Origin of the sequence: Actinacidiphila yeochonensis CN732 (assembly GCF_000745345.1) — a bacterium.
GTDB lineage: Bacteria > Actinomycetota > Actinomycetes > Streptomycetales > Streptomycetaceae > Actinacidiphila > Actinacidiphila yeochonensis.
The window spans coordinates 185023-206249 of sequence record NZ_JQNR01000004.1 but is presented as its reverse complement, the minus strand read 5'-3'; the positions used below and the strand labels follow the sequence as shown (position 1 = coordinate 206249).

The following is a 21227-nucleotide window of genomic DNA, read 5'->3' as shown; positions in this document are numbered from 1 at the left end:
CCGCGGGCCGGCCGGGGGCCGGTGCCGCCCTGCTCGGGCCGGTCAGCGGACGGGCTTGAACGCCGCGCGCCGGCCGAAGCCGACCGCGACCAGTGCGACGGCCGCCAGGATGATCATCGCCACCGGGAGCGAGCGGGCCCCGACGCCCTCGACGAGGGCTCCGCCCACCGCGCCGGCCGCGGAGATCGCCAGGTTGAAGGACGTGGCGACCAGGCCCATGGCCGCGTCGAAGTTCGCACCGGCCGCGGCGCCCGTGGCGGTCTGGAGCTGCGTGGCCGAACCGCCGAAGGCGATGCCCCACAGGACGATGGCCAGGATTCCCAGGGGCGTCGAGCCCGAGGCGCCGAGCAGGACCGCGCCAGCGACGATGAACAGGACCACGCTGGACAGGACGAGCGGCCGCAGGAAGCGGTCGACCGTCGCCCCGGTGAACCAGAGGCCGACCAGCGCGGCGACGCCGAAGACGACGAGCGCGACGTCGGGCTTCACATCCAGGTTCGTCTGTTTCAAGAAGGGCGCGATGTAGGCGTACATCAGGTTGTGCGCGAGCATCCAGACGAACACGACGCCGAGGATGGTCGCCACTCCCGGAAGCCGCAGGACGTGCCCGAACGGCAGCCGGGTGTGCTCGGCCTGGCCGGGGGCGTCTGGGACGAGGGCCATCGCGGCGACCAGGACCACCGCGATGAGCGCGGACATCGCGGCGAACGTCCAGCGCCACCCGGTCGCAGAACCCAGCCAGGTGCCCAGCGGGGTACCCGCGGCGAGCGCGATCGGGGTGCCGCTCATCGCGATGGCGAGGGCGCGTCCGGCCTGCTCGGGCGGCGTGATGCGCATGGCGTACCCGGCGAGCATGCCCCACAGCAGTCCGGAGAACGCCCCGGCGACGAACCGGACGGCGAGGGCGACGGCGAGGTTGGGCGCCAGCGCGGTGAGGGTGTTGGCGACGAGGAAGCCGAGCAGGCTGATGATCAGCAGCGGCTTCCGCCGGACCCCTCGGGTCACCACGATCGCCGGTATCGCTGCGAGGACTGCGCCGAGCGCGTAGGCGCTGACGAACTGGCCGGCCGCGCCTTCGGAGACGCCGATCCCGCCGGCGATCTGCGGGAGAAGTCCGGCCGGCATCGTCTCGGTCATGATCACGACGAGGACGGTGGCCGCCATGACGATCAGGGCGGCGAGGGGAAGCCGTGTGTCAGCCCGGGTCAGGGTGGGAGGGACGTGCGTAGCTGTCATCGGAGACCTGACTCCCTTAATTACGGATCGATTGATCCAGTATCGACCGCAACGGCTCCCGCCGTCAAATTGGATCAGTCAATCCAAAATCAGGCGGGGGTCCATCGACGCACCTCACGCCACTCGCGACCGACGCGGCACCGGTGGGTGCACCACACCGCGCGCCCACCCCGCCGGTGCTAAAGTAGAGCGATCGATCCGAAATTACGGAGCGCAGGAGGTGCGCTATGTCCCCAGTCGGGCGCCCCCGCGCCTTTGACATGGAGAAGGTTCTGGAAGCCGCGGCGCTCCTGTTCTGGGAGCACGGCTACGAAGCGACCTCCATGGCCCAGCTCCGCGAGGCGACCGGCCTGTCCTCGGCGAGCGTGTACGGCACCTTCGGTTCCAAGTACGGACTGTTCGAGCGGGCGGTGGAGCACTACATGGCCGGACCGGGCAGCGTCACGGCGGTGGTGGACGACGAGTCCCTGAGCCCGCGCGACGCCGTCGCGCTGATGCTGCACCGCTCCATCGACATGCAGACCGACCCCTCGCACCCGCGCGGCTGCCTCGTCTCCCTGGCGGGCGTCGTCGGGGACAAGGCGAAGGACCCGCACAAGGACGAGGAGACGGACCGGGCCGCCGCGCACAGCACGATGAAGGAATGGCGGGCGGTGGGCCGGGCGCGCATCAGAGCGTGCGTCGTCCGCGGGGTCGCCGCGGGAGAACTCCCCGCGGACACCGACGTGGACGTCATCGCGTCCATGATCCACTCGTTCCAGCTCGGCCTCTCCACCCAGGTGTGCGACGGGATGCCCGCCCAGAGCCTGCACGCCGCGGCGGACGCCGTCCTCGCGGTGTGGCGGGTGCCGGTCCACGGAGGCTGACCGGCGACCGGGGCGGCCGCGCGGGCCCCGGCACCGGGCGCGGACCGCGCCGTTCCTGCCGGCCGTTCCTGAGCGGGGGCGGTCCGGCCTGCCTCGTCCGGCCGCGCCGAGCACGGGCGGACGGGGCCGTGATACCGCGTCGGCCGTGGGCGCACGGCGACGCGGACGCTGCGGCGCCGGGCGCTGCGGACAGCCTTCTGGAGCCGCGGTACGTCCTCACGGGGGGCTTCGACAGACCGTGCGGTGAGAGCCGAACTCCGCCCGGAGCCAGCCGGCCAAGGCCATGGTGAAGGGGGGCCGGGCCCCTCCCCGTGGGGCCTTGGAACATCCGCCGGCCGTCCTCCCCCATTACCTTTTTGGTGGCCCCGCAACGGGGCTCCCGGCCTCCGGGACCGGCATGACTGCTCCCCCCTGTTGAATGCATGGCCTGGGGGGTGGTGTCACCGGTCCCGGAGGCATCGACAGACCGCTGATTAGGGGCATGACCACCGGCTTGTCCGCAGGTCGGGAGGCTCTTCGTAATGTGGATGTGGCGATCGGTGCCGTGGGACGGCCGGGCGGGACCAACCAGAGGACGCACGTGATCGACACCAGCGACATCGGAGCCTTCCTCGGCCTGGACGTCGGCAAGGGCGAACACCACGCCACCGCCGTCACCCCGGCCGGGAAGAAGGCGTTCGACAAGCGGCTGCCCAACAGCGAGCCCAAGCTCCGCGAAGTCTTCGGCAAACTCCAGGCCAAGCACGGGACCGTGCTGGTGGTGGTCGACCAGCCCGCCTCCATCGGCGCCCTGCCGCTCGCAGTAGCCCGGGACATGGGCTGCCCGGTCGCCTACCTGCCCGGCCTGACGATGCGGCGGATCGCCGACCTGTATCCCGGCGAGGCCAAGACCGACGCCCGCGACGCCTTCGTCATCGCCGACGCCGCCCGCGTGATGCCGCACACGCTGCGCTCGGTCGACCTGGAAGACGAGACCATCGCCGAGCTGGAAATGATCGTCGGCTTCGACGACGACCTGGCCGGCGAGGCCACCCGCATCAGCAACCGGCTCCGCGGCCTGCTCACCCAGATCCACCCCCACCTGGAGCGAGTCCTCGGCCCGCGCATCCAGCACCCGGCCGTCCTGACCTTGCTGGGACGGTTCGGGTCTCCGGCCCAGATCCGCAAGGCCGGACGCCGGCAGCTGGTGACCCTGATACGCCCGAAAGCTCCGCGCATGGCCGAACGGCTGGTCGACGACATCCTCACGGCACTGGACGAGCAGACCGTCATCGTCCCCGGCACCGACGCTGCCGCACTGATCGTCCCCAGCCTCGCCGGCTCCCTGACTGCTGTCCTCGACCAACGCAAACTCCTCGCCGCCCGGATCCAGGAACTCCTGGAGGCCCACCCTCTTTCCCAGGTCCTGACGTCCATGCCCGGGATCGGCGTCAGGACCGGAGCCCGCATCCTCATCGACGTCGGCGACGGCAGCACATTCCCCTCCGCAGCCCACCTCGCCGCCTACGCCGGCCTCGCCCCCGCCACCCGCAGCTCCGGCTCCTCCATCCGCGGCGAACAACCCTCCAGACGAGGAAACAAGCAGCTCAAACGAGCCTTCTTCCTCTCCGCGTTCGCCGCCCTCGCCGACCCGGACTCCCGGACCTACTACGACAAGAAGATCGCCCAGGGCAAACACCACACCCAAGCCCTGCTCTGCCTCGCCCGACGCCGGGCCGACGTCCTGTTCGCCATGCTCCGCGACGGAACCTTCTATGAATCCCGGTCCGCCGCCACGACCTGAGCCCTCTTGTCCACCCAGCATCGCCCGTGATCCGCTGTGTTCATGGCCGCCGAAGACTCCGAGCACATGACGACCGTCAATCGCTGGCTCACCGGCGAGACTGTCAACAACACCGTCGGCATCCCCGTCGTCGGTGGCCCCTTCGAAGGCCGCACCAAGATCGTGCACCTCCTCCAGGACGGGACGCCACCCTCGCCCTTGCGGGCGAGCGGCGGACCAGCGGGCCCGAATCGGCATGTCTACGAAGCCGTCCGCTCCACCGATGCCCCGGCCGGCTGGATCTACGCACACACCGGAGCCGAACCGGCAACCGACAGCTGAGGCGCCGTCCCACGCAGGTTGACTAAACCCATAGGGGCACCCCCCGGCCGCGCAAGCCGCCCAAGGGGCCCAAGGTGAGCAAGAGGCCCAGGCGAGCGGCCGTGGCCGGCACGGGCACCGGCCGCGCTCCCTGGGCGAGCGGTCCGCTGTCAGGCAGGGAGGCGACGCAGCTTCAGCGTGTTGTCGTGGCGGACCGCCGGGCGGCCCTCCGGATCGGTGGTCGGCTGCTCGTACTCCTCGGCGACCAGGATCTCCCACTCGTCGTCCGGCAGGCCGAGGCCGTCGTACACCTCCTGCGGGGTGGGCAGCGACACGTGGTGGGCGTGCATGGAGGCGGCCGCCGCCCACGGCGGCACCCCGGCGTGGCCGACGACCAGCAGCACCCCGCCGGGGCCACGGCGTCGGCGGCCCGGCGCAGGATGCTGTCGCGCGGCATGTCGTGCGGGGCGTGCAGGAAGTGCGCGGAGACCAGTTCGTACGCTCCGGCCGGGAAGCTCTCGGCGAAGTCGTGGCGCTGGAAGTCGACCTGGTCGGCGACCTCGGACTCCGCCGCGTGCTCCCGGGCCCGCTCCAGCGCCACGGCGGAGATGTCGGACGCCACCACCTTCCAGCCCTGCCGGGCCAGCCAGATCGCGTCGGCCCCCTCGCCGCAGCCGAGGTCCAGAGCGCGGCCGGGGGCGAGGCCCTCCGCCTCCCGCAGCAGCGCGGCGTTGGGGCGACCGCTCCAGATGTGGTGGCGCTCGCGGTAGCGGCCGTCCCAGTACTCCGCGTCCGACACCGGCGCCTCCGTGCCCGTCCCGCCGCCGTCCGCTCCGTGCGTGTGCCCGGCCACGACAGCCCGGACCTCGGCGTCGCCGCCTGCCACCGCGTTCTCCTCACCCATCGCGCGCCCGTTCCCTTCCTTGATCGACTGGACCAGCGCGCGCCATCGCCCGAGTGGGCCACGTCCACGCGCCACCGGAAGCCTGCGGCAGAGCGTGCCGCAACGCCAAGCCGCTTTGCCGTTCCGGCAAAGCCCGGGGATGCTCGCGCCACAGGCACCCGGCGACCCACCGCCTCCCGCTCCACCGGGCGAACGCCACCGCCGACCTCGTGGGCGGGCGCCGCGCCCGCGACGGCGCCGCCCGACCGGCCCGGCCGCCACACCGGCGGTGGAACGAGCCGGACGAGCCCGGTGCACGCCACCGGCCGGGCAGGTGGCCGCCTCAGGGCTCACGTTCGCGGCCCACGACCTGCTGCGGGTGGCGTGCCGGAGCGGAGCGGCACCCAGCCGCCGACCGGACTCCGACCGGACCCCGACCGGACCCCGACCGGACGGATCAACGGGCCCGGACAGGCCCCGACCGGGCGCACCCGACAGGCCGAAAGCACGGGATGCACTGGACGGACCGGACGGACCGGACGAGCCGGACAGACCCCGACCGGCGGGACCCGACGCCCCGCGGCGCCTGCTCGTTCAGCTCTCGCCGCCCTCCTTCCCGTCCAGGCCGCGGCGGGCCAGCAGCGGCTCCACCCGCGGCTCGCGGCCGAGCACGGACCGGTACGCCTCCATCGGGTCGGTACTGCCGCCGCGGGAGAGCAACCCGGCCCGGAAGAGGTCGCCGGCGGCGCGCAGCGCGTGCCCGCGGTCGAGGAACCACTCCACCGTGTCGGCGTCGAGTACCTCGCTCCAGATGTAGGAGTAGTAGCCGGCGCTGTAGTCGCTCTGGAACACGTGGCTGAAGTAGGTGGTGCGGTAGCGGGGCGGGATGGCCGGGAGGTCCAGCCCCGCCTCCCGCAGGACCCGCGCCTCGAAGGCGAGCGGGTCGCCGGGGTCGGTGCCGGCCGGCAGGCTGTGCCAGGCCCAGTCCAGCACGGCGGCGGCCAGGTATTCCACGGTGGCGAAGCCCTGCCCGAAGCGCTCGGCCTCCGCCAGGCGCGCGACGGTCTCCGCCGGCAGCGGCTCGCCGGTCCGGTGGTGGCGGGCGTACCGGGCGAGTATGTCGGGCCGTGTCGCCCACACCTCGTTGACCTGGGAGGGGAACTCGACGAAGTCGCGCGGGACCCGGGTGCCCGAGAAGTAGGGGTACCGCACGGCGGAGAACAGGCCGTGCAGGGCGTGCCCGAACTCGTGGAAGAGCGTATCGACCTGCGAGGAGGTGAGCAGCGCGGGCTCGCCGGGCGCCGGCTTGGCGATGTTGTGGTTGTTGACCACCACCGGCCGGCCGCCGAGCAGCTCCGACTGCACAGTGAGGGGGTTCATCCAAGCCCCGCCCCGTTTGGTGGGCCGGGCGAAGAAGTCGGCAAGGAAGAGGCCGACTCCGCTGCCGTCCGCGTCGAAGACCTCGAAGACCCGTACGTCGGGGTGGTAGCCGGGCAGGTCGGGGCGCTCGGTCAGGGTGATGCCGTAGACCTCGCGGGCGGCGTGGAAGACGCCCTCCCGCAGCACCTGGTCCAGCTCGAAGTAGGGGCGCAGCGCGGCCTGGTCGACCTGGTAGCGCTCCTTGCGGACCTTCCGGGACCAGTACGCCCAGTCCCACGCCTCGACCGGTCCGCCGGCCGCCGCGGCCAGGGCGTCGGCCTCGCGCCGGGCGTTGACGACGGCCGGCGGCACCAGCCGGGCCAGCAGCGCGGTGACCGCCTCGGGGGTCCGCGCCGTGCTGTCGGCCACCGCGTAGGCGGCGTGGCTGGGGTAGCCGAGCAGCGCGGCGCGCTCGGCGCGGAGGGTGGCGAGGGTGACCGCGAGGGGGCCGTTGGTGTCCTGGGCGCGGTCCAGGGAGGCGGCGAGCAGGCGGCGGCGCACCTCGCGGTCGTCGAGGTCGGCCAGCTCGAACTGGTTGGAGAAGTTCCGCAGCGGGAGCAGCCACGCCCCCGCGTGGCCGGCCTCGCGGGCGGCCTCCGCGGCGGCCGCCACCGCGTCCGGGGCCAGGCCGGACAGCTGGGCCGGGTCATCGAGGAGGAGGGCGCCGGCCGTGCCGGCGTCCAGGACGTTCTGGCCGAAGGCGGTGGAGGCGGCGGCGATCTCGGCGTTGAGCTCGCGCAGCCGCTCCCGGCCGGCCTCGTCCAGCTCGGCGCCGGCCCGCCGGAACTCGGTGCGGCGGCGCTCCAGCAGCCGCAGTGACTCCGCGTCGAGGCCGAGACCGGCGCGGACGTCGTAGAGGGCCTTGACGCGGGCGTAGAGGCGGGTGTCGAGGTGCACCGCGTCGCTGTGCTCGGCGAGTATGGCGCTGACCCGGGTCTGGATGGCCCGCAGCTCGGGCGTGAGGTGCGCGCCCTCCTGGTTGGAGTAGGCGAGGGTGGCGCGCAGCAGCAGCGCGCCCGCCCGCTCCAGCGCCTCGACGGTGTTGGCGAAGCCGGGTGGCTCCGGGTTCTCCGCGATGGCGGCCACCTCGGCGAGGTGCTCGCTGATACCGCGTTCGATGGCGGGCAGGTAGTGCTCCTCGCGGATCTCCGCGAACGGGGGCAGCCCGTAGGGCAGCGTGCTCTCGCGGAGCAGCGGGTTGGTGGCCGTCGTCGGCTGGTTCGTCGTCACGCGGCCGACAGTAGTGCGTGCGTGACCACCCCCGCGGAGTCAGCACCCAAGCCTGTGGATAACTTTCTCCGACCGGGCGTAACAGCTGGTCAGAGGAGTGGTGGGCCATCCACCGGGTACGCTCCCCCGGCCGCCGGGAACAGGGGCGCGCCGGTCCGTTCCGGCAGGCCTGAGCGCGACAGGCGGCCTGACCGCGATGGCCGGCCTGCCCCCGACAGGTGGCCTGATCCCGACCGGCCGCCTGACCGCGACGGCCGGCGCGGCTCGGAGCGGCGTGCCAGGTCCTCGCGGGCCCCGGCACGGCCACCCCCGCGCGAGGGTCCCGCCCGTCGGCCCCCTCCCGCCCCGGTGCGCGGGAGGGGGCGACGGACCTCCTTGCCTCAGCCGCTCTTTCGGCGGAACTCTCGGGCCCCGCCGGCCCGCCCGCTGGAGCGGTGGATCTTCGCCGGATCGCCGCCCGGCCCGCCGGCACCGCGGCCGCCGCGCCCGCCCTGTTTGCGCGCCAGGGCCTCGCGGAACCTGGCCTTCATGTCCTCGGGTCCGGCCTCCTCCGGCTCCGCATTCGCGGCGCCTGCGCCGTTCGCGCCGTCCGCGCCATCCGTGCCATCCGTGCCGTCCGCGGCGCCGGGCGTCTCGGGTACGCCGGCGGCGGACCCGTCGGGGGTCTCGGCGGCCGGACCGGCCGCCCGCTGTGTATCGCTCATGTGCCCAGCCTGGCACGACGACCGGCCGCCGTGTACCGGATGACGCACCGACAGGCCGCGCGTGTACGGTTCCGGTCAGCACCGCCGAGGAGGATGCGTTCCATGACCTGGCTGTTGTACGGCGCCACCGGGTACACCGGCCGCCTGATCGCCCGCCGTGCCGTCGAACGGGGACAGCGCCCTGTGCTGGCCGGGCGGGACGCGGCCAAGCTGTTGCCGCTGGCCGCCGAACTCGGCCTGGAGCACCGGGTGTTCCCGCTGACCGACCAGGCCGCGCTGCGGCGCGGGGTGCGAGGGGCCAGCGGAGTCGCGCACTGCGCGGGGCCGTTCAGCCGCACGGCGCTGCCGATGGCGCAGGCGTGTGCGGACACCGGTGTGCCGTATCTGGACATCACGGGCGAGATCGAGGTCTTCGAGGCGCTGCACGCGTTCGGGCCCCGGGCCGCGGCGGCCGGCACGGCGCTGCTGCCGGGTGCGGGCTTCGACGTGGTGGCGACCGACTGCGTGGCGGCGCTGCTGGCCGAGCGGCTGCCGGACGCCACGCAGCTGGACCTGGCCTTCCTGGTCGGCAACGGGGTGAGCCCCGGGACCGCCCGCACCGTGCTGGCCGGGGCGGCGGACGGCGGCCGGATCAGGACCGGCGGGGAGATCCGGGTGGTGCCGGTCGGCTCGCGGCAGGTGCGGGCGGCCTTCCCGTCGGGGCCTCGCACGGTGGTGTCGGTGCCGTGGGGTGACGTGAGCACGGCCTACCACTCCACGGGCATCCCGGACGTCACCACCTACACCGCGGTGCCCGCTCCGGCGGTGGCCACCAGCCGGGTCCTGCGGCTCGGCCCGCTGCGCGACGCGGTGGCCGGAGCGGTGGGGCGGCTGGTGCGCGGTCCGGGCGAGCGGGCGCTGGCCTCCGGGCGGTGCGAGGTGTGGGGCCGGGCCCGGGACGCGGCGGGCAACACGGTCACCGCGACGCTGACCGGCCCCAGTCCCTACAGCCTGACGGCGGACTCGGTGACGCGGATCATGCCGCTGCTCGACGGCCTGCCCGTCGGCTTCCAGACGCCCTCGCGGGCGCTGGGGGCGGACTTCGCCGCGTCCCTGGACGGGGTCACCGTCACGACGGCCGCGCTGCGCTGATCGTCCGCCCGGGAGCCCGGGCATCCGGGCATCCGGGCATCCGGGCATCCGGGCATCCGGGCATCCGGGCATCCGGGCATCCGGCGACGGTCCGGCAGCGGTCCGGCAGCGGTCGGAAACCGTGGCTTCCCGGGCAGAACCGGCCGGGCCCGCCCGGTCCACGGCCGGGCCGTGCCCGCGGAGGGCCGACGAACCGCGTGCGATGAACCGGGGCCGACCAGGCCCGACCGGGGTCAGCCAGGGCCGGTCCCATGGCCGGTCCCGGAGCGACCGGGTTCAACGGCGGTGAACCGGAGCAGCCCGGGGAGGCAGCCGCCTCAACCGCCTGGACCGCGCCGGTCGCCTCAGCCGAGGAGGAAGTCGGCCGCGCCCTCCTTGGCGCCCTGGATGAAGGTCGTGATCTCGTGGTTGGTGTAGATCAGGGCCGGCCCGTCCGGGTCGGTCGACTGGCGCAGCGCCACCCGTCCGTCGTTGAGCTTCTTGGCCTCGACGCACGCGCCGCCGTTGCCGCCGCTCCACGGCTTCCGCCAACCCTCGGCGCCGAGGTCGGCGGAGGGCATCCCGTTGTAGATGCCGTCGTTGGTGACGCGATCCATGGTTCAGATCTCCTTGCGCATGCCATCGAGGATGGCTTTCGTGCTCTGTGCGGGCGCGGCCTGCGCGCACATCCGGTCCAGTGCTTCGAGGAACGTCGAGACATCGTCCCGGTTGTCGAAATAGGCACCGCCGACCAGGCTCTCGGTGTAGGCGATGTCGGGGATCTCCTTGATCTGGAACCGGAAGATGTGGAAGGGCCCGTACATCGCGGGGTGCGGCCCCGTGCTGAAGGGGAGCACCTGGAGGCGCACGTTGGGCCGCTCGGTCGCCTCGATCAGGGCGCCCAACTGCTCGCGCATGACGGCGCGGCTGCCGATCTGGCGCCGCAGCACCGTCTCGTCGATGACCGCCCACAGCAGCGGCGCCTGCTCGCGCCGCAGCAGGACCTGCCGCTCGATCCGCAGGACGGTCTGCCGCTCGATCTCCTCGGCCGGCGCGTTCGGCTGCCCGGCGCGCAGCACGGAGCGGGCGTAGTCGGTGGTCTGCAGCAGGCCGGGCACGTAGTGCGGTTCGTACTCGCGGATCACCGACGCCTCGCCCTCAAGGCTGACGAAGGCGCTGAACCACTCGGGCAGGACGTCGCGGAAGTTGTGCCACCAGCCGGGGCGGTTGGCCTCCCGGCACAGGGCGAGGAAGCCGCTGACCTCCTCGGAGGAGGTGATCCCGTAGGTGGAGAGGAGCTTCTCCACATAGGGGATCTTCAGGCCGACCTCGGCCTTCTCCATCCGCCGGATGGTGGCGTGGGTGACGTCGAGGGCCCTGCCTGCCTGCTCGAAGCTGAGGCCGGCCTTCTCCCGGAGATCCTGGAGGCGTTTACCGAGCACCATGCGCAGGACGGTCGGAGCACCACCCGGCCGCGGGTCCATCACGTGCTGTCCTCCAACTTCCTTGGCTGATAAGCAGTGTGTCACGACGTCACGTCGACCGACAGCATGTTCTGTTGATTCTGCAAATTACACTTCGGACCTTGCCATGTGTCCCTGCCGAGCCTCATAGTTGCGGGGTGGTTCCTTCAACTGACGCCCTCCGGTACGAACGCCGGTCCGGCGTCGGCGTCTCCGGCCGCCGCGATGTGTTCCGGCTGCCCGCGCAAGGAGCGTCCGTAGCGGACGCCCGCGGGCGGATCAGAGCTCGGCTGCGGGAGTGGGGCGTGGACGCGGAGCTGAGGGACGACGCCTGTCTGGTGGTGACCGAGCTGTTCACGAACGCGGTCCGGCACACCGACAGTGAAATGATCACCTGCGCCCTGCATGACGCCGGTCCCGTGCTGCGGGTGGAGGTGACCGATCAGGGGAGCGGGGACGGAGACCCTGTGCCGTACGCGGCCGACACCGATGATGAGGGCGGCCGGGGACTGCTCTTGGTGAGCGTGCTGGCGGCGGCCTGGGGCTCCGACCCCGCAGAGGACGGGTCAGGGCGCGTGGTGTGGGCCGAACTGGCCCTGCACCGCGCGCCCTGTTGACACCTGCACCCACGACAGGCAAGGCGGATAGGGCGGGCCCCGGCGGCCGGCCCTCGCCCAGCCCCGGCGGTCCGGCCCTGCTCCGGGCGCCGACGGCGCTCCCCCGTTCTCACCCGGCTCTCTTCGCGGCGCCCGCCGCGTCCGTGTCCAGCCCGGTGAAGGGCAGCAGCGCGGGCCGCTTGGCCAGGACCGTGTCACCCGAGGAGCGCCCGCGCAGTCGGCGGCCGACCCAGGGCGCCAGGTACTCGCGGGCCCAGCGGACGTTCTCCCGGCGCACCTGGGCCGGCAGCCGGCGCGGCCGCGGCGGGAACGGCGTGTCCGGGTCGGCCTGGCCGGGCAGCCCCAGTGCCTGGGCGGCCAGCCGGGCGACGCGGGTGTGCCCCTCCGCGGACAGGTGCAGCCGGTCCTCGCTCCAGGCGCGCGGGTCCCGCAGGGAGCGCAGCGACCACAGGTCGAGCACCGGGCACTGGTAGCGGTCGGCGATCGCCCGGATGTGGCCGTTGTACGTGGCGATCTTGCCGCGCAGCAGGCCCAGTACCGGCACCCCGCGGGTGTCGAAGCCGGTGGAGACCACGACCGTGCCGACGTGCCGCCGCAGCGACGCCACGGCCGCCTCGAACCGCGCCGCCAGGTCGTCGGGGTCGCTGCCGGGGCGCAGGATGTCGTTGCCGCCGGCGCAGAAGGTCACCAGGTCGGGGGCGAACCGGGCGGCGAGGGGGACCTGCTCGGCGATGATCTGGTCCAGCAGCCGGCCGCGTACGGCGAGGTTGGCGTAGTGGAACCCGCCGGGCGGGGCCTGCCCGGCCAGTACGGCCGCCAGCCGGTCCGCCCAGCCGACGTAGAGCCCGTTCGGGCCCGGGTCACCGACACCTTCCGTGAAGCTGTCCCCTACGGCGGCGTACGAGCCGAAGGAGGGGGTCCCGGAGGGGGAGGCGCCGTGGGCGCCGGGTTCGTCGGTGAGGTCCGGAGTGCCGGCCAGGATGTCGTCAGCCACGTCGCGCCATTGTTCCCCTCCGGCCTCGACCTACGCGACCGTAAGGAACGCCGGACGGGACGTGATTCATCCCACCAGCCGGTCGGCCCGGTCGCGGCCGGGGCGAGGCGCGGCTTCGCCGACGGACCTGCCGTAGGGTCGGCAGTGGCCGGTGTCGGCGATGGCCGCGCACCGGCCCCGCCGGGGCCTCCCCGAGGCGGGCCCGCACCGGCCCCGCCGGGGCCTCCCCCGAGGCGGGCCCGCTCCGGCACGAGGTACGGACGGACGTACAGACGTACGGATGGACGAAGGAGCAGCGGTGACGCAGGACGTGCGGCAGCCGGCCGGAACCGGCCCCCAGGAACCCCGGCTCAGCGGAGTGCGCAACTTCCGGGACGTCGGAGGACTGCCCGCGGTGGACGGCCGCAGCGTGCGGCCGGGGGTGCTCTTCCGCAGCGGCCACCTCGCCCACGCCACCGAGGCGGACACCGCCTTCCTGGCCGGCCTGGGCCTGCACACCGTCTTCGACTTCCGCAACGCCGACGACATCGCCATGGAGGGGCCGGACCGGGAGCTGCCGGGCACCCGCAACGTGAACATGCCGCTGAGCGATCCCGCGCGGAACGCCGACTTCTGGCGGACGGTGCGCGACGGCGACCTGACGGCCCTCGCCGCCGTGCTGGGGGACGGCAAGGGCGCGGCCCGGATGTCCGCCTCCTACCGCGCGCTGGTGCTGGAGCGCACCGGCGAGCACGGGCGGATGCTGAGGATGCTGGCCGAGCCGGCGGACCCCGCGGTACCCGCGCTGCTGCACTGCGCGGCCGGCAAGGACCGGGCGGGCACGTCGATGGCGATCATCCTGCTGGCGCTGGGGGTGCGCCGCGAGGCGATCGAGGCGGACTACCTGGAGTCCAACGCGCCGCACCGCCGCTACCGGGTGGTGCGTGGCGACGGCAGCACCGGGACCGCGATCGACCCTGCCGTGTGGGAGCTGCTCAGCCCGCTCTTCGAGGCCCGCGTCGAGTACCTGCGCGCGGCCTTCACCACCATCGACGAGGAGTGGGGCTCGGTCGACCGCTACCTGCGCGAGGGCCTGGGGCTCTCCCCGGAGCGCCGCGAGCTGCTCCGGGAGCGGCTGCTCACCGAGGGCTGAGCCCGTCTCCCCCGCGGCGGGCCGCCGCGGGGGAGACGGACCGGTTCACCGGTTGGCGACCGCCTGCTTGACCAGGGTCTTGCCGAAGTCCCACATCAGGCCGCCGCCGTTGTGCGCGTCGTCCATCACCGCGGTGAAGGCGGTCACGAACCGGTCCACGTCGGCTTCGTCCACCACCAGCGGCGGGATCAGCTTGATGACCTCGACGTGGTCGCCGGAGACCTGGGTGAGGATGTGGTGGTGCTGGAGCAGCGGCACGACCACCATCTGCGCGAACAGGCCCTTGCGGGCGGCCTGGAGCATCGTCCAGCGGCTGCGCAGGCCCAGCGACTTGGGCCGGCCGAACTCGATCGCCACCATGAGGCCGCGCCCGCGCACGTCCTTGAGGAACTCGTACCGGTCGACGAGGGCGGCCAGCCGGGTGCGCAGGAGGTCGCCCATCCGGCGGGAGTTGGCCACCAGCTGCTCGTCCTCCAGCACCGCCAGGGTGGCGAGCCCCGCGGCCATCGCCTGGGCGTTGGAGCCGAAGCTGGCGGAGTGCACCAGCACCCGGTCCATGGAGGAGTAGACCTTCTTGAAGATCCAGTCCTTGCCGAGGGTGGCCGCCACCGGCACGTAGCCGCCGGACAGCGCCTTGGCCACGGTGACGAGGTCCGGCTCGACGCCCTCCTCGTGCTGGTAGGCGTAGAACTCTCCGGTCCGGCCCAGGCCCGTCTGCACCTCGTCGCAGATCAGCAGCGCCTTGTGCTTGCGCAACAGCTCCTGTGCGGCGGCCATGTAGCCGGGCGGCGAGAAGTAGACGCCGTGGCCCTGCACCGGCTCGACGATGAGCGCGGCCACGTCTCCGCGCTTGAGCTCCTTCGCCAGCGCGTCCAGGTCGCCCATCGGGATGGCGGTGTCCGGCAGCAGCGGCGCGAAGCCGTCCTGGAAGCCCGCCTCGCCGTTGACCGACAGGGCGCCCGTGGTCAGGCCGTGGAAGGAGTGCTTGCAGTACAGGACGCGCGACTTGCCGGTGGCGTAGCGGGCGAACTTCAGCGCGGTCTCGACGGCCTCGGCGCCGCTGTTGCTGAAGAACACCCGGTCCAGGTGGGGGCTGTGGGGCAGCAGGCGCTCGGCGAGCAGCCCGGGCAGCGGCTGGCAGTCGAACCGGGTGAGGTCCGGCAGCCCGGCGTCCAGGACGTCGTGGAGCGCCTTGCGGACCACCGGGTGGTGGCGGCCCAGGCCCATGACGCCGAACCCGGCGAGCATGTCGAGGTAGTCGTTGCCCTCGGCGTCCCAGAAGTGGGCGCCCTCGGCCCGCTCGTAGAAGCGGTCGAAGCCGATGGTGTGCAGCATCCGCGGCAGCTGGTGGTTGAGGTGCCGGGTGTACAGGTCGTACCGGTCCGCGCCGCGCTCGGCCAGCAGCGTCGCCAGGTCGAACCCCTTGACCGGCGGGCCGTCCGCCGTGGCCGTGGCCGCCGCGCCGGCGCCGGTCGGCTCGGGGGCGCCCTCGACGGGCGCGTCGTCAGAGGATGTCATTCGCTCACCTGCTCCTCGCGTACGTTTCTGCTGCTCACCGCAGTATGCGCGGGCCCGCCCGGGGCCGGCACAGCCGGGTCTCCCCCGGCGCGCCCGGCTTTCCCGGAGCCCGAACCGGCGTCCTGGGCGCCCTGTTCCGCCGCCTGGCGCTCGCGCAGCCGGACCAGCGACGCCCCGATCGACCCGGCGATCTCCGCGGGCGTCAGGCCGATGTCGGCCAGCACCTCGTCGCGCTTGGCGTGTGCCAGGAACTGCTGCGGGATGGCGAGGCCGCGCAGCGGCACGTCCACGCCGGCGTCCCGCAGCGCCTGCCCGACCGCGGCGCCGACGCCGCCGGTCTGCCCGTTGTCCTCGACCACCGCCACCATCCGGTGCCCGGCGGCCAGCGCGGGCAGCTCGGCGTCCACCGGCTTGACCCAGCGCGGGTCCAGGACGGTGACGCCGATGCCGCGCCCGGCGAGCAGGTCGGCCGCGGCCAGGCAGGCCGGGGCCAGCGCGCCCACCGCGACGAGCAGGATGTCCGGTTCCTGGCCCTCGGCCGGGCGGCTCAGCACGTCCATGCCGCCGATCCGGGCGACCGCCTCCAGGGGCTCCCCCACGGTCTCCTTGGGGAAGCGCAGCACCGTGGGCGCGTCCTCCACGGCGACGGCCTCGCGCAGCTGGGCGCGCAGCTGGTCGGCGTCGCGCGGCGCGGCGATCCGCAGGCCCGGCACCACCTGGAGGATCGACATGTCCCACATGCCGTTGTGGGACGCCCCGTCGGTACCCGTGACCCCGGCCCGGTCCAGTACGAAGGTCACACCGCAGCGGTGCAGGGCGACGTCCATCAGCACCTGGTCGAAGGCGCGGTTCAGGAAGGTCGCGTAGACCGCGACCACCGGGTGCAGTCCGCCCGTGGCCAGCCCGGCGGCCGAGGTGGCCGCGTGCTGCTCGGCGATGCCGACGTCGAAGACGCGGTCGGGGAACTCCGCCGCGAACGGGCCCAGTCCGACCGGCTGGAGCATCGCGGCCGTGATGGCGACGACGTCCTCGCGCTCCCGCCCGATCCGGACCATCTCGTCGCCGAAGACGGAGGTCCACGACGGCCCGGCCGAGGGCGCCAGAGGCCGCCCGGTCTCCGGGTCGATGGCGCCGACGGCGTGGAAGTGGTCGGCCTCGTCCTGCTCGGCGGCCGAGTAGCCGCGGCCCTTCTCGGTCAGGCAGTGGACCAGCACCGGGCCGCCGAAGCGGCGGGCGCGGCGCAGCGCCGACTCCACCGCCGCGATGTCGTGGCCGTCGATCGGGCCGAGGTACTTCAGCCCCAGGTCCTCGAACATCCCCTGCGGCGCGAAGGCGTCCTTGAAGCCCTTCTTGGCGCCGTGCAGCGACTCGTACAGCGGCTGGCCGATGACGGGGGTCTGCTGGAGCAGCTGCTTGCCCCAGGACAGGGCGCGCTCGTAGCCGTCCGTGGTGCGCAGGATGGAGAGGTGGTTGGCCAGACCGCCGATGGTGGGGGCGTAGGAGCGCTCGTTGTCGTTGACGACGATGATCAGCGGGCGGTCGCGGGCGGCGGCGATGTTGTTCAGCGCCTCCCAGGCCATGCCCCCGGTGAGCGCGCCGTCGCCGATCACCGCGGCCACGTGCCGTCCGTTGCCGTGCAGCTGGTTGGCCTTGGCCAGGCCGTCGGCCCAGCCGAGCACGGTGGAGGCGTGGCTGTTCTCGATGACGTCGTGCTCGGACTCCTCGCGCGAGGGGTAGCCGGACAGGCCGCCCTTGGCGCGCAGCTTGGAGAAGTCCTGGCGCCCCGTCAGGAGTTTGTGCACGTAGCTCTGGTGGCCCGTGTCCCACAGGACGCGGTCGGCGGGCGAGTCGAAGACCCGGTGCAGCGCGATGGTCAGCTCCACCACGCCCAGGTTGGGGCCGAGGTGGCCGCCGGTCCTGGCGACCGCCTGGACCAGGAAGTGGCGGATGTCGGCGGCCAGTTCGTCCAGCCGCCCCTCGGGCAGAGCCTTCAGGTCGCGCGGGCCCTTGATGTTCTCCAGCAACGACATGGGTGGACCTCGTTCCTGCCGGGTGTTCGGTGGGTCGTCGGCCTCGGCCGGGCCGGTGGCGGCGCGTGCGGTGCGGGGTCGGAGGAACGCCAGCCACCGGCACCGGCAGTGGACGCCGGTGCCGGTGGTGGCTCGTACCCCGTCTTCCCGTCCGTGACCGCTTCAGGCGGCCACTTCAGGCGGTCGCTCCGCCGGTCACTTCACGCGGTTGGAGGCGACGGTCTCCCGGGCGGCGCGGATGGACTCCTTCAGGGAACCCATCGTGGCCAGCACGGCGGTCGGCTCGTAGCCGCAGTGCGCCATGCAGTTGTCGCAGCGGGTGTCGCGGCCGCGGCCGTACTTGTCCCAGTCGGTCTTGTCGATCAGCTCCTGGTACGTGGGCACGTATCCGTCGCTCATCAGGTAGCAGGGGCGCTGCCAGCCGAACAGGGAGTAGTTCGGGATCGCCCACGCGGTGCAGGGGAAGTCCGCCTTGCCCTCCAGGAAGTCCAGGAAGAGCGGGCTGTGGTTGAGGCGCCACTTGCCGCGGTTGCCGCCGCTGAACGCCTTGCGGAAGAGCTCCCGGGTCTGCTCGACACCCAGGAAGTGGTCCTGGTCGGGCGCCTTCTCGTAGGCGAACGCGGGCGAGAGCATCATCTCGTCGACCTGGAGGTCGTCGTTGAGGAAGTTGAGAACCTCGACAATGGTCTGCGGGGTGTCCGTGTTGAAGAAGGTCGAGTTGGTCGTGACCCGGAAGCCGCGCCGCTTGGCCTCCTTGATCGCGGCCACGGCCTCGTCGAAGGTGCCCTCCTTGGCGACCGACTCGTCATGCCGTTCGCGCAGGCCGTCGATGTGGACGGTAAAAGCAAAGTAAGGAGACGGTGTGAACTTGTCCATCTTCTTACGCATCAGCAGGGCGTTCGTGCAGAGGAAGACGTACTTCTTCTTCGCCACGAGCTGACGGACGATCTCGTCGATCTGCGGGTGCATGAGCGGCTCGCCGCCGGCGATCGACACCATCGGCGCACCCGATTCCAGCACGGCGCCGACGGCCTGGGCCACCGGCATGCGCTGCTTCAGGACACCGGCGGGGTGCTGGATCTTCCCGCAGCCCTCGCATTTCAGGTTGCAGGCGAAGAGGGGTTCGAGCTCGACGATGAGCGGGAACTTTTCGCGACGCCGGACCATTTTCTGTTCGAAGAGGTACGACGCGACGCGGACGGTCTGACGGAGCGGCATGGCCATCGAGAGCTCACCTCCGGGGGAGCGTGGTAGTGCGGTGCCAATCGAGAAAGGCGGGAACAAGATCTCTCAGCACCCGGAATGCGATGATCCCGGTGCGAAGCGTTCCGACACGGACGAGTTCGAACTCGGGCGTGTCGACGACGACGCGGGCCGCCGCGATGCGGCACGCCCCCGCGGCGAGGGCGGCGCGCCGCATGGCGGCCGACTCCATGTCCACGGCGATGGCACCCGTCGCCGCGAGTGCGGAGCGCTCGGCGCCCCGCACGACATGGTCGGATTCCGCCAGCGTTCCGGTGTGCACGGCGGGGTACCGCCGGCGCGGGCCGTCCTGGAGGGCGGTCTTGAGCGCGGCGGCGAGCGCCGCGCTCTCGTGCCCGTCGTCGGAGACGACGACGTCACCCGGCCGCATGCCGGGCGCGAGCCCGGCGCAGAAGCCGGTGGTCAGGACGGAGGCCCCGTGCAGCGCCGGGTCCTTGAGGGCCTGGGCGACGGCCCCTTCCGCGGCCTTGGGCCCCATGCCGGTGTGCAGCACGGTGACCGGGTGGTCCGCGGTGCTCCTGGCGACGCCTCGACGCAGGGCGAAACGCTCCACGGGCAGGGCGCAGACCACGAGCAGCGGGGGTCGGGTATGGCCCACGAACTAGGCCCCCTTTCCGATCGTCGCGGTGCTGGGCGTGCTGAGGGCGGCGACGCTGTCGCCGCCGGGCCGATGGTTCGCGCCGAAGGGCTCGCGCCGCGCGTAGCGGCCGAGCGCGGTGAGCGGAAAGACCATACGGTACAGGTGGTAGTTGATCGAGAAATCACGGGGGAAGCCGGTCCCGGTGAAGTACGGCTCGTCCCAGGAGCCGTCAGCCAGCTGGTTGTCGGTCAGCCAGCGCACCCCGCGCACCACCGACTCGCTGTCCCGCTCGCCGGCGGCCAGCAGCGCCATCAGCGCCCAGGCGGTCTGCGAGGGGGTGGAGTGGCCGCGACCGGCCCACTCCAGGTCGGAGTAGGAGCGCAGGTCCTCGCCCCAGCCGCCGTCGGCGTTCTGCACGGAGTGCAGCCAGTCGACGGCCCGGCGGATCGCCGGGTGGTCGGCGCCCAGCCCGGCGCAGGCCAGGGCGGGCACGGCCGAGCCGGTGCCGTAGATGTAGTTGACGCCCCAGCGGCCGAACCAGGAGCCGTTCTCCTCCTGCTCGGACAGCAGCCACTCGATGCCGCGACGGGTGTGCTGGTCGCCCTCCAGGCCGAGGGCGCCCATCATCTCCACCACGTGGGCGGTGACGTCGGCCGACGGCGGGTCGATGACCTCGCCGAAGTCGCAGAAGGGCAGCCGGTTCGGGAAGGGGCTGGTGTTGTCGGCGTCGAAGGCGCCCCAGGCGCCGTTGCGGGACTGCATGCCGAGGTTCCAGCGGACCGCCTTCTCGATGGCGTTGGCGACCCGGCCCGGATCGGGGTGGGCGACACGCTGGAGCGCGAGGACCACCTCGGCGGTGTCGTCGATGTCCGGGTAGTTGTCGTTGTGGAACTCGAAGGCCCAGCCGCCGGGGGCGAGCTGCGGGCGCTGCACGGACCAGTCCCCGGGCCGGGTGATCTGCTCGCCCAGCATCCAGTCCGCGGCCTGGACCAGCGCGGGGTGGTCGGCCGCCACGCCGGCGTCGGCGAGCGCGATGGTGGCCAGGCAGGTGTCCCACACCGGGGACTGGCACGCCTCGATCATCCGCACGCCCTCTTCGGGCCAGATGGCGAAACGATCCAGCGACTCCAGTCCCGCCTTGAGCACCGGGTGGTCCAGCTCGTAGCCGAGCAGGTGCAGCGCGATGACCGAGTACACGGCCGGCGGCTGGATGCCGCCCCAGCAGCCGTCGGCCTCCTGGCGCTCGATGATCCAGCGGGCGCAGGCGTTCATGGCGCTGCGGCGCACCGCCCGGGGGGAGAGCCGGCGGTAGACCTGCAGCGCGCTGTCCAGCCGCTGGAAGACGCCGTCCCAGGTGGTGATGGACGCCTTGCGCTGCGGCGGGTTGGGCTGCTTCGGGTCCAGGTGCAGCTCGTCGATGCCGAACGGGGCGGGCCGTACCGGCCGCAGCGCGCCGACGACGGTCAGCGGCACGATGGTCTGCCGGGCCCAGCAGCCGAACGAGTAGATGTTCAGCGGCATCCACTTGGGCAGGTAGATGACCTCGGGCGGCAGTTCCGGCAGGTCGTCCCAGCTCCACCAGCCGAACAGGGCGAGCCAGATCCGGGTGAAGACGCGGGCGGAGGCCACACCGCCCTCGCCGCGCGACCACTTGGCCGCGAGACGCATGTGCGCCTCCTGCGGGTCGTCGCCCGCGAGCCGCAGCGCCACGTACGCCTCGACGGTGGCGGACAGGTCGCCCGGGCCGCCGTGGAAGGTCGCCCAGGCGCCGTCCTCGCGCTGCTGGGAACGGATCCAGCGGGCGGACGCGGCAGTGACCTTCTCGTCGCGGATGCCGAGGAACTCCCGCAACAGGAGGTCCTCGGCATCCATCGTCACGTTGGTTTCGAGGTCGCCCTTCCACCATCCGTCAGGGTGCTGCCGTGCCAGGAGGTGCTCTGCGGCGCGCTGCACGGCATGCTGCGCCGCCGCCTCGACGTCGCCGGATGGAAGAGGTTCCGGCGCCGAGGCGCTGCTGGCCGAAGGTGTCCTGCGGGCTGGAGTGCCCGGACCGCCATCGGTCGTCGCTGTCATGGCTTCCCCTTTGCAGTTGAGACGTC

18 protein-coding genes are annotated in these 21227 nt (G+C 72.9%); 6 read left to right on the top strand and 12 right to left on the bottom strand.

The annotated features are described in order from the left end of the window. Nucleotides 1–42: 42 nt before the first annotated feature. Nucleotides 43–1236, bottom strand: coding sequence for an MFS transporter (locus BS72_RS07780; protein WP_037908236.1), 1194 nt, complete (start codon nucleotides 1234–1236; stop codon nucleotides 43–45). Nucleotides 1237–1463: 227 nt separating this feature from the next. Here BS72_RS07780 and BS72_RS07775 point away from each other — a divergent pair, with 227 nt between their 5' ends. The 3 genes from BS72_RS07775 (at nucleotide 1464) to BS72_RS07765 (ending at nucleotide 4206) form a co-directional block, all read left to right on the top strand. Further along, nucleotides 1464–2102: a TetR/AcrR family transcriptional regulator gene (locus BS72_RS07775; protein WP_037908234.1), complete on the top strand. Its 639-nt coding sequence runs from the start codon at nucleotides 1464–1466 to the stop codon at nucleotides 2100–2102. A 580-nt stretch (nucleotides 2103–2682) separates the two neighbouring features. Further along, on the top strand, nucleotides 2683–3885 hold the full coding sequence (locus BS72_RS07770) for an IS110 family RNA-guided transposase (protein WP_198545818.1): 1203 nt from the start codon (nucleotides 2683–2685) through the stop codon (nucleotides 3883–3885). Nucleotides 3886–3927: 42 nt separating this feature from the next. Continuing rightward, nucleotides 3928–4206, top strand: coding sequence for a hypothetical protein (locus BS72_RS07765; RefSeq protein ID WP_157856171.1), 279 nt, complete (start codon nucleotides 3928–3930; stop codon nucleotides 4204–4206). A gap of 172 nt (nucleotides 4207–4378) precedes the next feature. Here BS72_RS07765 and BS72_RS07760 read toward each other — a convergent pair whose 3' ends face one another. The 3 genes from BS72_RS07760 to BS72_RS37100 form a co-directional block, all read right to left on the bottom strand. Continuing rightward, nucleotides 4379–5089 carry a class I SAM-dependent methyltransferase gene (locus BS72_RS07760; protein WP_322942143.1) on the bottom strand — a complete coding sequence of 237 codons (711 nt, stop codon included), beginning with the start codon at nucleotides 5087–5089 and terminating at the stop codon, nucleotides 4379–4381. A 573-nt stretch (nucleotides 5090–5662) separates the two neighbouring features. After that, the gene (locus BS72_RS07755) at nucleotides 5663–7717 is read right to left on the bottom strand and encodes a M3 family metallopeptidase (protein ID WP_037908227.1); all 2055 of its coding nucleotides are present in this window, start codon (nucleotides 7715–7717) and stop codon (nucleotides 5663–5665) included. A 380-nt stretch (nucleotides 7718–8097) separates the two neighbouring features. Continuing rightward, complete coding sequence (locus BS72_RS37100) at nucleotides 8098–8421, bottom strand: DUF5302 domain-containing protein (protein WP_037908224.1); 324 nt, start codon at nucleotides 8419–8421, stop codon at nucleotides 8098–8100. A 102-nt stretch (nucleotides 8422–8523) separates the two neighbouring features. Here BS72_RS37100 and BS72_RS07745 point away from each other — a divergent pair, with 102 nt between their 5' ends. Next, nucleotides 8524–9552 (top strand): saccharopine dehydrogenase family protein, encoded by a 1029-nt coding sequence (locus BS72_RS07745; RefSeq protein WP_037908223.1) that lies wholly within the window; start codon nucleotides 8524–8526, stop codon nucleotides 9550–9552. 344 nt (nucleotides 9553–9896) lie between these two features. On the opposite strand, the gene BS72_RS07740 is transcribed toward BS72_RS07745, so the two are convergent. After that, complete coding sequence (locus BS72_RS07740; RefSeq protein ID WP_037908222.1) at nucleotides 9897–10148, bottom strand: DUF397 domain-containing protein; 252 nt, start codon at nucleotides 10146–10148, stop codon at nucleotides 9897–9899. A 3-nt stretch (nucleotides 10149–10151) separates the two neighbouring features. Continuing rightward, nucleotides 10152–10976 carry a helix-turn-helix domain-containing protein gene (locus BS72_RS07735; protein WP_198545816.1) on the bottom strand — a complete coding sequence of 275 codons (825 nt, stop codon included), beginning with the start codon at nucleotides 10974–10976 and terminating at the stop codon, nucleotides 10152–10154. Between the two features lie 176 nt (nucleotides 10977–11152). Here BS72_RS07735 and BS72_RS07730 point away from each other — a divergent pair, with 176 nt between their 5' ends. Next, nucleotides 11153–11611 (top strand): ATP-binding protein, encoded by a 459-nt coding sequence (locus BS72_RS07730; protein ID WP_232792268.1) that lies wholly within the window; start codon nucleotides 11153–11155, stop codon nucleotides 11609–11611. A 109-nt stretch (nucleotides 11612–11720) separates the two neighbouring features. Here the strand turns inward: BS72_RS07730 and BS72_RS07725 are convergent, their stop codons facing one another. Next, nucleotides 11721–12590 carry an SGNH/GDSL hydrolase family protein gene (locus BS72_RS07725; RefSeq protein WP_051950989.1) on the bottom strand — a complete coding sequence of 290 codons (870 nt, stop codon included), beginning with the start codon at nucleotides 12588–12590 and terminating at the stop codon, nucleotides 11721–11723. A 295-nt stretch (nucleotides 12591–12885) separates the two neighbouring features. Between BS72_RS07725 and BS72_RS07720 the strand changes: the two genes are divergently transcribed. After that, nucleotides 12886–13737: a tyrosine-protein phosphatase gene (locus tag BS72_RS07720; protein ID WP_107498704.1), complete on the top strand. Its 852-nt coding sequence runs from the start codon at nucleotides 12886–12888 to the stop codon at nucleotides 13735–13737. A gap of 45 nt (nucleotides 13738–13782) precedes the next feature. Here BS72_RS07720 and BS72_RS07715 read toward each other — a convergent pair whose 3' ends face one another. The 5 genes from BS72_RS07715 to shc form a co-directional block, all read right to left on the bottom strand. Continuing rightward, complete coding sequence (locus BS72_RS07715; protein ID WP_078901136.1) at nucleotides 13783–15255, bottom strand: aspartate aminotransferase family protein; 1473 nt, start codon at nucleotides 15253–15255, stop codon at nucleotides 13783–13785. Next, complete coding sequence (gene dxs / locus BS72_RS07710) at nucleotides 15252–17285, bottom strand: 1-deoxy-D-xylulose-5-phosphate synthase (RefSeq protein ID WP_078901135.1); 2034 nt, start codon at nucleotides 17283–17285, stop codon at nucleotides 15252–15254. The genes BS72_RS07715 and dxs overlap by 4 nt, the downstream gene beginning before the upstream one ends. A gap of 195 nt (nucleotides 17286–17480) precedes the next feature. Then, on the bottom strand, nucleotides 17481–18509 hold the full coding sequence (gene hpnH, locus BS72_RS07705) for an adenosyl-hopene transferase HpnH (protein ID WP_037908214.1): 1029 nt from the start codon (nucleotides 18507–18509) through the stop codon (nucleotides 17481–17483). Between the two features lie 7 nt (nucleotides 18510–18516). Beyond that, a complete protein-coding gene (locus BS72_RS07700; protein WP_037908211.1) occupies nucleotides 18517–19146 on the bottom strand; it encodes a phosphorylase family protein in 630 nt (209 codons plus the stop codon). A 3-nt stretch (nucleotides 19147–19149) separates the two neighbouring features. Beyond that, on the bottom strand, nucleotides 19150–21201 hold the full coding sequence (gene shc, locus BS72_RS07695; protein WP_051950798.1) for a squalene--hopene cyclase: 2052 nt from the start codon (nucleotides 21199–21201) through the stop codon (nucleotides 19150–19152). Nucleotides 21202–21227 lie beyond the last annotated feature (26 nt).